Annotated in this window: 11 protein-coding genes; 4 read left to right on the top strand and 7 right to left on the bottom strand. The window is 26.1% G+C overall.

Features of this window, described 5'->3' with window-relative positions:
• The 7 genes from AJN64_RS06135 to AJN64_RS06105 all read right to left on the bottom strand — a co-directional run.
• Nucleotides 1-1,428 (bottom strand): contractile injection system protein, VgrG/Pvc8 family (locus AJN64_RS06135; protein WP_261665709.1); only part of this gene is annotated, 1,428 nt, incomplete at its 3' end.
• 135 nt (nucleotides 1,429-1,563) lie between these two features.
• Entirely contained in the window at nucleotides 1,564-2,466 is a 903-nt protein-coding gene (tssG, locus tag AJN64_RS06130; RefSeq protein ID WP_002881829.1) for a type VI secretion system baseplate subunit TssG, read from the bottom strand.
• Nucleotides 2,463-4,184, bottom strand: a complete 1,722-nt coding sequence (gene tssF / locus AJN64_RS06125) for a type VI secretion system baseplate subunit TssF (protein ID WP_070292807.1) — start codon at nucleotides 4,182-4,184, stop codon at nucleotides 2,463-2,465. The genes tssG and tssF overlap by 4 nt, the downstream gene beginning before the upstream one ends.
• Nucleotides 4,181-4,573 (bottom strand): type VI secretion system baseplate subunit TssE, encoded by a 393-nt coding sequence (gene tssE / locus AJN64_RS06120; protein ID WP_002881831.1) that lies wholly within the window; start codon nucleotides 4,571-4,573, stop codon nucleotides 4,181-4,183. The genes tssF and tssE overlap by 4 nt, the downstream gene beginning before the upstream one ends.
• 2 nt (nucleotides 4,574-4,575) lie before the next feature.
• Nucleotides 4,576-6,030, bottom strand: a complete 1,455-nt coding sequence (gene tssC / locus AJN64_RS06115; RefSeq protein WP_002881832.1) for a type VI secretion system contractile sheath large subunit — start codon at nucleotides 6,028-6,030, stop codon at nucleotides 4,576-4,578.
• Nucleotide 6,031: 1 nt separating this feature from the next.
• On the bottom strand, nucleotides 6,032-6,517 hold the full coding sequence (tssB, locus tag AJN64_RS06110) for a type VI secretion system contractile sheath small subunit (RefSeq protein ID WP_002881833.1): 486 nt from the start codon (nucleotides 6,515-6,517) through the stop codon (nucleotides 6,032-6,034).
• A 68-nt stretch (nucleotides 6,518-6,585) separates the two neighbouring features.
• Nucleotides 6,586-7,833: a type VI secretion system domain-containing protein gene (locus AJN64_RS06105; RefSeq protein ID WP_044779648.1), complete on the bottom strand. Its 1,248-nt coding sequence runs from the start codon at nucleotides 7,831-7,833 to the stop codon at nucleotides 6,586-6,588.
• 125 nt (nucleotides 7,834-7,958) lie between these two features.
• Here AJN64_RS06105 and tssJ point away from each other — a divergent pair, with 125 nt between their 5' ends.
• From tssJ to AJN64_RS06085, 4 genes are all read left to right on the top strand, one after another.
• Entirely contained in the window at nucleotides 7,959-8,405 is a 447-nt protein-coding gene (gene tssJ / locus AJN64_RS06100; RefSeq protein ID WP_002779659.1) for a type VI secretion system lipoprotein TssJ, read from the top strand.
• Nucleotides 8,406-8,414: 9 nt separating this feature from the next.
• Complete coding sequence (tssK, locus tag AJN64_RS06095; RefSeq protein WP_002779660.1) at nucleotides 8,415-9,812, top strand: type VI secretion system baseplate subunit TssK; 1,398 nt, start codon at nucleotides 8,415-8,417, stop codon at nucleotides 9,810-9,812.
• Nucleotides 9,809-10,582, top strand: a complete 774-nt coding sequence (icmH, locus tag AJN64_RS06090) for a type IVB secretion system protein IcmH/DotU (RefSeq protein ID WP_002881837.1) — start codon at nucleotides 9,809-9,811, stop codon at nucleotides 10,580-10,582. The genes tssK and icmH overlap by 4 nt, the downstream gene beginning before the upstream one ends.
• A gap of 224 nt (nucleotides 10,583-10,806) precedes the next feature.
• Nucleotides 10,807-11,037: a hypothetical protein gene (locus tag AJN64_RS06085; RefSeq protein WP_002881838.1), complete on the top strand. Its 231-nt coding sequence runs from the start codon at nucleotides 10,807-10,809 to the stop codon at nucleotides 11,035-11,037.
• Nucleotides 11,038-11,057: the final 20 nt, after the last annotated feature.

Genomic DNA, 11,057 nt, shown 5'->3' with positions numbered 1-11,057 from the left:
ATCTAATTCTTCTTGATTGGCATAAAGATTAATCCTTACCTTAACCCTTCCATGCTCATCAGTATAAATAGTATTTCTCTCACTTTCTATATCCTTACTCTCTCCTATAACAATACCTTGAGTGCTATTAGGAGCTTTAGGTTTAGCTTTAAAACTTGGAGTAAAGATAATATTCTTTTTTAATAAAGTTAAAGTATTAGAATAAGATTTACTTAAATTTAAATCTTTTAAATTTAAATGATCATTCGTATTAATAGAATTAGCTAAGATGGCATCATCAATTAAGATTTGAGTATTAGCAATAATAATAAAGTCTTTAAACAAAGAAGCTTTATCTTGTTTTTCTTCATCTTGATTTTTTATTTCTTCTTGATGATTAAACTCCTTATAATTTAAAGTGATAAAATCTCCTAAGCTAAGATGATAAATATTACTTTTTGCTAGTAAGCTTTCATTTAATACTAAGGCTCTTTTTTCTTTAAGAGAAGGCTTAGTCTTTAAATCAATGCTTTTTGTAAAAGAATATTCACTCTCATAAAAATGTTCATTATAATAAGCTTTGTTATTAAGTTCTTGTTCATAAGGAACTTTACTAGAGTGTAAAGATAAAAGATTTAAAGGAGTATTGGCATTAATACTAGAATGCGTAAAAGAATTAGTTCTTAAGCTTTGCTCTTTATAAATAGAAGAAATACAAGCTTGATTTAAAATATTATTAATATTAGGATTATACTCAATTTCTTTATTTTTTACATTTTTATATACATCACAAAAATAAATAGTGTTCTCATCTTCATAAAAAAAGATTCCATTATTATGGCTTAATCTTGTAATAAAGTCTAAATCACTTTCATTGTATTGAGAGATGAGTTCTTGTTCTTCATAATTAAAATGTATATTAGAATAATCAATTTCTTTATGTAAGATATCTTGATAAAAACCAAGGGTTTGTTTAATCACTTCTATAATATTAGTATGAGTATAAATACGATTGGCTTTATTTAAAGAAAGTCTTATCAAGACTGATTGAAGCTTAAAAGAAAAAAAATGCTTGTATTGTATTTGCTTAGTATTTGAAGCGCTATCATTAATATTTAAAGCACTTTCATGATTAATGCCTAGATATTTTATATAAGTGATAATTCCCTTATAGTTTTTTACTTCATTGTTATCAAAGTTTAAGGTATTATTCTCATAAGGATTATGGATACTTAAAATAGCTTCTTGATCGATTAAAACATTAGGATGAAAATTAAAATCTTGACTTAGATTAAATAAGCTTTCATCTAAACTTTCAAAAAAACCTTCACATTCTATAGAAAAAAGTTCTTCAAAACTTTCTTTGATAATGGCTTTAGTGATTTTAAAGGGTAGGGGATTTGAAGTAGAATTTGATATATTAAGACTCATAAAGGAATTTGAGGCCATTTTTTCTCCTTAATGTGGTAATAAGATTTATCAAATACAAAGCTTATAAGTGTGATTAAATTTTTATTTATATTTGTTTGTAAATATTGTAGCATAGTTGGGGTAAATTTGAGTGTGTTTTATGATTATGAATATTTATTCATAAAGTTTCATATATACTATGGTGAATTTTTTTTGCGTGTTTCCTAAGATTTTTGCCCAGCCAAGTTTGGCGGTATTTTCTTCTCCTAACACAAACTTCATTTCTGAAGAATAGTTGATTTTAAGATATAAATCAACACAAAATTCATTATTTGTTAAAAACATTATGCTATTTTTTAAATCATCATGTTTAGTTCCATTGGGCATAAATTTAATCGCTTCTTGATATGAAATATCTTTTATATAAATTGCTATTTTATTTTGATAAGAGGTAAATTTATCACCTAGTATGAAATTACTCCCCAAGGCATGATTTTTTACGCCCAGTTTATTTCTTTGAGTATCAGAGATTAAAATTTGGTGAGGCAAATTTTCAATGATTGATAATTTGTCTTTTAGTTTAAAATTAACTTGCAAAACTCTTTCTATATATGTTTTTGGACGTCTTAAGCTCAATAATAAAGGTGCAAATGGTAAATATTTTTTTGCAATATCGTATTCTTTAATTCCTAATATATTAAATAAAATTTGAGAAATAGAGTCTTTAAAATTATCATTAAAAGATCTTGGATAATTTTTTAAGCCAATAACATCGAAAAATATCCAAAGTAAATAGTGATTAAAAAAATCAAAAAATAAAGTCCAACCTTGTTCTCCATCTTCATTTCTGGATAATTTATCTAACATAAATGAAGGAAGTTGTGAGGAAACTCCATGTAAGCCCATAAAATTTACAAATAATTCTATAAATGATTGATCTGAAAAAATAATTTTTTCTAAATCTTTATTTGGATGCTTTAAACTTTTATTGGTTCTTAAAAATATATTTTTTTTCCCATAATTTTTTTCTAGCTTTCTTATAAGTTTAAAAAAACTATATGAAGTTGGATCATTCATATTAAAGCTTTTTTTCCAAAAGAAGCAGGATAATGCAGAATTTCTTTTGAATCAAGACATTTTATCTTTAATTCACAAAAGGAATTAATGCTAGCAAAAGATGCTAAAAATTTGGATATAACTAATCCTAGTAAATAGACTTCACCTAAAGTATAAAACTTAGAATCCTTAATACTAAAAATAGCCACTGTTCCTTTTTTTGTAATATTTTCATCAATTAGATAAGTGCTTTTGCTTTGAATATCAACTATAGATTCTTTTAAAAGTTCATAAGATTTCCAATTTAACTGATTATCTAAAAAACTATAGCTTTCTAATACACCAAAAAAAGCTTTTCTACTTAATATGGTTTGATAAGAAAAAGATAATACAGAAACAAGTTTCCACAATAAATTGCCATCAACGCTGCATCTTCTCGCTTCACTTGGAATTTCGATATTTTTAGTATCAACACCTTTTAAATTACAATTATTAATATCTCCTATTTTTAATCTTGAAGGCAGATCTCCATTGGAGCATAAAAGATCAATGCTTATAGTTTCATCCATTAAATAAGAGGAGAAAAAGGAAATTTCGCTAAATACTTCTCCTTTAGAATTCTTTTTAGTATTTATGCTATAAAAGTCTTTTTGATTATCTTTTAAAAATTCAAAACGTTCAAAACTCTTATAGTTTTTTAATAATCTTTTACCCCCTTCGCTATTGTGTGCTTTAACTTGCAATGTTTGTATAATCTCATAAGCTTTAGGTTGGCTTCTATCAACAAAAATTCGATAACTATCTTTTTTATGATTATTTATAAGAGGTTCTGCGCTTTTTGCAAAGATATTGATAATAGGCGTCATACTTAAAGAAAACAATTCTTTTCTAAATATGCAATTTGCAGGAAATGGTTTAGAGAATTTAAATTCAATATTAATTGTTCTTCCTTGGCAATTATTTAAAATATCTAAGTTATTAATTCTTAGAAAATTAAATTTATGGGGCATAAAAAAATATTCCCTTAACAAAGAAAAAGCTTCAAAGCCTAAATCATTATAAGATAAACTACTTTCATCTGGATTTAATCCTATTTTTTCAATATTGTAAGTATTAAGAAAAAATTCTTCATCAGTTTCCAAACATTGAATTTTTAATTCTTTCAAATAAGAATGTATATATAATAATAAAGTAGTAGACATGTAAGTATCGTTACCTAAATATAAATTAATTTTTTCTAAGCCCAAATCACTTATTTTTGTTTCTGCTTTATCTATTTGTAATTTTAAATTAAAAGTATAGTCTTGGTTTTTACTTGATGCAAAAACCTCATTTATCGAAATAGGGTAAAGATAGACATCATAAACAGTTTTAAATTCACAAATGCATTTATCTATAGGTTTTGATTTAACAACGGTTCCTTTTGGAATAGTAAGTTTATTTTCTTTGCTATTTTGTTCAAGTTTAAATTCTTGCATACATAATGAGGGTATGGGATTTGTATAGTTTGGAGAAACTATATTGATTAAAGATTCTGCAATATGCGGGATATTTTCATCAAGTTCTTGGTGAATTTTAGAACTTAGGATGGCTAAATTTTCAATAATTCTTTCTACATCGGGATCTTTGCTATTGTAAGCTAAAAATGGAGCTAGTTTTGGATAATTTTTTACAAAATGTTCCCTAGTTTCATATAGATATTCAAGCTCTTTTTGATAATAAAAGATATTATCTTTCATTTAACCTCACAATATCTATTATTTTTAAAAATAATTTCTATGCTAAATTCCTTAAAACGATCCTCTTGAAAAAAACATTTTACAATAAAAGAAAGTTGCCAAGGACTTAAATTATTATCATAAGTAATAGAAACAACTCGTATTCTTTTTTCATAACTATCAATTAACTTTCTTATTTCCTTAGCCATTGATATGCATAATTCGCTAGAACTAAGATTAATGTCAGTCATATTTGGCATCCCTAAATCTTTCGCGGTATAACAGTCATTAATCTTAGAGTTGAGCAAAACTTTTATATTATTCTTTACATCCTCAAAATCATTTTGATAGAATGGAATATGAATGTTTTGCTCATCTAAATTATGGATCAGTTTATCTAGCAAGGACATTATTATTCTTTATCTAATTTTCCTACTAAAGAAAGTTCAAAATTACCGCCCATATATTTAAAATGAGGTCGGACACTTAGCCCTATTTTATACCATCCTGGCTCTCCTGGTATATCACTAACTTTCACTTGTGCTGCTCTAAATGGACGACGACTTCTCACTTCAGAAGGTGGATTTTCTTGATCGGAAATATATTGTCTAATCCATTCATTAAGTCCATTTTCAATATCGCTTCTTTCTTTCCAGCTCCCTATTTCTTCTCGTTGTAAAACCTTTAAATAGTGCGCCAATCTTGAAATTAAAAAGATATATGGAAGTTGAGTTCCTAATCTGTAATTTGTTTCAGCTTCTTTACCTTCTGGGGTATTTTGAAATAATTTTGGTTTTAACGGAGAATTTGCTGAAAAAAATGCTGCATTATTACTATCTCTTCTTAATGTTAAAGTTATAAAACCTGCTTCTGCAAGTTCATACTCTCTCCTATCTGTAATCAAAACTTCTGTAGGTATTTTTGATTGTATAGTTCCAAAATTTTCATAAAGATAAGTAGGCAGATCCTTAACAGTCCCTCCACTTTTTGGTCCTATAATATTTCCACACCATCTATACTTAGCAAAGCTTTCTGTCAATCTTGTACAAAAAGTATACGAAGAATTAGCCCACAATAAATGATTATGCGAAGCATGAACATTTTCTTTATAGTTAAAGCTTTTAATAGGGTTTTCTTCAGGATCATAAGGGCTTCTTGCTAAAAATCTTGTCACTAGTAAGCCTGTATATTTAGAGTCTTCATTTTCTCTAAAAGTTCTCCACCTTGTATATTGAGGACCTTCTAGCAAACCTTGCAAATCTTGAATATTTGCAAGTTCAGAATAATCATCAAGCCCAAAAAATTTTGGTCCAAAAGATGTTAAAAAGGGAGAATGACTCATAGCCGCAATACTAGCCATTTTATTTAAAAAAGTCATATCAGGACTTGCTGATCCAAGTTGATAATCTCCAATGATTGCTCCTACAGGCTCTCCTCCAAATTGTCCATATTCTGAAGAATATATATTTTTATAAACAACGCTTTGTGTTATATCTGGATTGTTTTCAAAATCCTCTAAAGCTTCTTCTTTTCTTATATCAAATAGGTCGATTTTTATATTTTCATTAAAATCAGTTCTTTCAACTAGAAATCTAAGTCCACGCCAAGTAGATTCAAGTTTTTGAAATTCTTCATTATGTAAAACTTCATCCATTTGTTTTGAGAGTAAATGGTCAATATGGGCTATCATTTCATCAAGTGCAAATTTATTGATTTTTTCTTCGGCATTATCACTTTTTACAATTTCTGAAATAAATTCAGCAACACCTCTTTTGGCAATACTATAACTTTCATCAGTTTTAGAGTATTTGCTTTTCTCCATAATTTGTTCAATAATTGGCGTATCAATTACTTTGGTATTTGCCATTTTAATTTCCTTGCTCTTCTTGTTTAATTTCTAAAAGTAACTTTTCTTTAGTTTTTTCATTTTTTAACGCTTCTAAAACAGCTTTTCTAAAATCAGGAATATTACCCATAGGACCTTTTAAAGCCATTAAAGCTTCTCTTAGTTGCAATAATTTGTTTAACTCAGGTATTTGTTTAGCTAAGCTATCTGGAGAAAAATCCTTCATGCTAGCAATATTGAGCTTAACATCAAGCTCTTCAGCTCCTGTTCCAAGAGTATTTTTTACGCTAAAACTCGTTGTTATATTGAGTTTTCTCATAACTTGATCAAAATTGATCTTGTTAATTTGCAAAATTTCTCTTTCCTCTAAGGGGGTTTCGTTTTTTCCTTTTAAATTTGCCATTACCATTAATTTTAACGGCAGCTCCACATCCTCATTTTGTCCATTAGTTTTAGCTTTATATGTAATATTAATTCGTTCCTTTGGAGCATGAGATCCATCTGACATTTTAAATCCTTAAAAATAAAAATTTTAGCTTAATTATTATATTAAAATTTGCTAAATTTAATCTTGCATCATTTAATTTTATTTTTTGCGTTTTCATATTCTTCGGCTAGATAATCTTTTAGTAGAGTTTTTTCCATTAACTCTACTAAGTATATATTTAAAATTTTAGAGTTCTTTTTCATTCCTTTTGATTCAAAAATTTTTACCATATCTAGCAAGGAATTAATATTATTCATAATAGAATTATTAAAATTTTCTTTATCAATATTCATCAGCATTTGCTCAAAATCTTGTAATGTATGTTCTTTGTCAGTTTTTTTACTTGAAAAAAAACTTTTTTTATTTTCTTTGGATTTAACAAAATATTTATAAACTTCTTCTTTGCAGATAAAATCACCATTTTGAAAACGGAGAAGTTCAATAGTATCAAATTTAGAAATAAAATCACTTGTTAATATTATAAGAATGTCTAATTGTTTATTTTTTTTCTTTTTTTCTAAAAAATCACAAAAGAGTTGTACACCCTCTATCCAAAAAGGATTTAAAATAAGTTCATGCATAAAACATTTAATATGTTCTATATCATTTTCTTTATCAGAAAGCAATATACGAATTATATCTGCATCAGGTTTTCTTATTTTAGTAATTTTTTCATTATTACATTCAGGCAAACACCTGATTTTCCCCCACATTGCTTGGGTGAATAAAGCGTAGATATTGAGATTATTTTCATCCTCTTCCAAAAGCTCAAATGCAAGTTTTTGATAAAAATTTTTATATTCTCTCTCGTTTAAAGAGTTAATATTATCGCTTCTAATGTTTACAGATACTTGAGCTACAGGAGATTTTGGAAGTTGTGGTGCAACTTGAGCAATTTCAATTTTTGCAAAATTGCAAGATAGCAAATTTTCAAATTCGGAAAATAAAGTAATAAATTGATTAACAATCTCAGATGATATAAGCACTTTTGTTTTATTGTATTCTTGAATAAAATTTTGAATAAAAATTTGAATTTTTCGCTTTTGAGCTAATATATAAGCATTATTTTCATCTATAAGTTTTTTTAAATGTTGAAAAAGAAGCAAAAGCTTTTCAAAGCATTCTTCATTGTTTAAATTAAAACACGATAAAAGAAAATAGTTGCAAATTTTAAAATCTAAAGAATGATTTAATAATATAAACTGAGAATATTGATAAACTTTATCCCAAGAAATATTTTCATGGTTTAAAGTCTTATATTTTGACATCTCATCTTCAAGTAACTGAAATTCTTGTAGTTCATCTAAATTATTTTTCAATTGATCACAAAAATACATTTAATTCCTCCAAAAATTTGCCTCATTATAATTAAATTTTAAAAAATATTATGTTAATTTTTTAAAAAATTTACTCAATTAATCATAAATTATATATTCTAAGATAGAAAGGATACTTTAGTTTCATGTTTTGTAAAAAAAGTTTATTTTTTTTATTGCCACTATTCTTTTGCGCTTGCTCAAGTGTTGTTAGTGTTAAGATAAATAATGTAGAGAATTCCAATCTTAATAATAGACATGATGATGTTCCTGTTACGGCTATTGTATATCAACTTAAGGATATTAAAAAATTTGAAGAAGCAAGTGATATAGATTTGGCTACTAGAGAAGAGGGGGTACTAGGCAAGGATAAACTTGATTCTATTAAAACGCAAATTGCACCTAAAGACAATATTATCGCGGTTAAAGTAGATGAAGAAGAGGTTCCTTATGTAGGCATTCTTGTATTATTTGCAAATAATACAAAAAAAACAACAAAAATATGGGCAAAGACCGAAGATGCAAATGGGTTTGGGAAGAATAAGTATTTAAAATTTGAAATATCCAAAGAAGGTATCAAAAGAATTAAATAGGAATAATATATGGCAAATAAATTAAAAGTTGCTTGGTTTGATGGACTTAATATTGGACAAACCCATTTTGAGCAGCAAGAAAGATTTTTTAATAGAAATATAGATCTTAAAACTATAAATATATATAGTAATTTATATGGAATAATAGACTTGGAATTTTCTCAAGAGATGTTATTGCAAGGAAAAATTGCACTTTCTAAAATTTCAGGTATCGCACAAGATGGAAGCATTTTTAATGCACCTGAGCAAGATTTGTTGCCTGAACCTATTGAAATCAATTATGAATCTTTAATTGATTCAGTTGTGGTATTAAAAATTCCTATCGGAGTTACTGATATTGCTGATTTATCTTTAAGAAATACTTTTCCAAATTCAAAGTTTATATGTCTTAGAAATAGTATTGCTTTAAGAAATTATGATGATTCAAAATCTAATGTAATGGACAAAATTGAAGATGAGTACGAACTTGAAAATCTGACTTTTACACAAGAGAAAAAAGATTTACTTCTTGCTAGTTTAAGATTAAAACTTGGCATTTTAGGTAATTCAACTCCTGATGAACTTGAATTACCAATTGCAAAAATTAAAAATATTGATATCAATAAAAAAATTGAATTAGAAAGTGATTTTATACCCACTTGCTTAAATATCAGCAAAATATCTACCATAAGATCCTTTTTGGAAGAAATTATTTTTTCAATCAATCAACATAAAAAAGTTCTATCTAATGTTTTTAAAGGAATCGATCAAACAAAAAATACATTGGATTTTAGCACTTTTTTATCCCTTAATCTTTTAAAAAAATGGTATTTAATATTTTCACATCTATCAAAAAAAGATAAAATACATCCTGAATTTTTATACGAAAAATTTTTAGAATTTCAAGGAGAGCTTGCAGCTTTTAGCAACGAAGAATCTTTTTTAGATTTTATTCCTTATAAACACGATAATCTTTATAATACTTTTTTAAATATGATGAATAATCTAAGATTGTTATTTTCTAAAATCACAAGCCCTAAATATTTTATAGCTAAGACTAGTATTAACGGCAACGGTTTTTATGATTTTATTTTTGATAATTCGGGAATTTTAGAAGAAAGTGAAATTTATTTCGCAATTCGTGCAGATGTTACTACAGAATATCTACTTAATAATTTTAAAATTCAAAGCAAGATACATACTCAAAGTAAAATTAAAAATATAGTCGCAACTCAGCTTGAGGGCTTAAATGTAGATCAAGTACCTAATGTTCCATCTAGCATTCCTTATTTAAATGGTTATGTTTATTATAAATTAGATAAAAGAGATCAACTGTTTAAAGATTTTAAAAATGAAAGTATCATTAGTATGTACTTGACCAACAATATAAAAAACCCTGATATTATAATGTGGGCGGTATTTCAATGAAAGAAATAAATGAAGAAAAAAAGGCATTAAGCTTACTTCTTGATTCAGATTTTGATGGTTTAAAAAACAATAAAATTATTGATTATTCTTTGGAGTTGCTTTTGCTTTCTTATAGACTTTCAAAAATAAGCTCTATGGATACAAGTAGTATTAATCAACTTAGAGAAACATTGATTAATAAAATTTTAGATATAACCGCTAAATTAAGTATATGTAAAGAATATGATGAAAAAGAAATTATTAAATTCAAATATTGTCTTTGTGTCTTTATAGATGAAAGCTTAATGAAAAATGAACTTTTTATTAATTTTTGGGCTCACAATACTCTAACTGTAAGGTTATTTGATGAAACTTTAGGTGGAAATAATTTTTATGATATTGCATCATCTTGGATTAATAACCCTTTTAAGTTTAAAGATTTTTTGGAATTTATCTATGCTTGTTTGATTCTTGGTTATAAAGGAAAATATAATGAGACTAAGGATAGAGATGAAAAAATAATTCATTTTTGCAATAATATTGCCACATCTTTAAAACCGGTTTATAAGATAGAAGAAGAGTTAGCTTTTAATAAAGCATATAAAACTGGTTTGAAAGAAAATATTTGGCAAAAATTTATAAGATTGTATTTTAAAAAACTTATTATCGTTGTGCCAGCATTGATTATATTAGGAGTATTAAGCTATGCAATTTTCAATTTAGAAACCAATAATCTTAAAGTGGATAATAATATATCCGTATTGATAAAAAATTTAACACATATAGAATAAATATACTAAATTTTTAAATATCAATTTATTTGTTATGAGTAAAATTAAATAAAAATTATTTTACAGCTAGAATAAAAATCAAATGCAAAACCTATAAAAGGATAAAAATATATGAAAAAACAAGCTCTATTATTTTAATGATAAAGAAAAAGTTATACTGCTAACACTAAACCACAAAATTACATCTTAATTTTAATAAAATAGAGAATCTAAGGAGATAACCCATGACATATATATTACTTCTTATTATAATTTCTACTATTCTTTCTTATCTTATATTAAAATTTATTTATAAAATCATCTTTAAATCTACAAAAAGCGTTTCAAAGTTTTTAGTCTTTCTTGGAAGTATAGGCTTAATTATCTTTTATTATACTCCTTATTCTTATTATTTAGAGCCTAGTTATTGGCAATTTAGGAATATGTGTAAGTTAAATGAACTTCCTAAAGTATAATAAGATTCTAGGGTATTTTG

It is taken from the genome of Campylobacter sp. BCW_4332, assembly GCF_001763175.1.
GTDB lineage: Bacteria > Campylobacterota > Campylobacteria > Campylobacterales > Campylobacteraceae > Campylobacter_D > Campylobacter_D jejuni.
The sequence above is the reverse complement of the archived record's forward strand: the minus strand, read 5'-3'. Positions and strand labels throughout refer to the sequence as shown.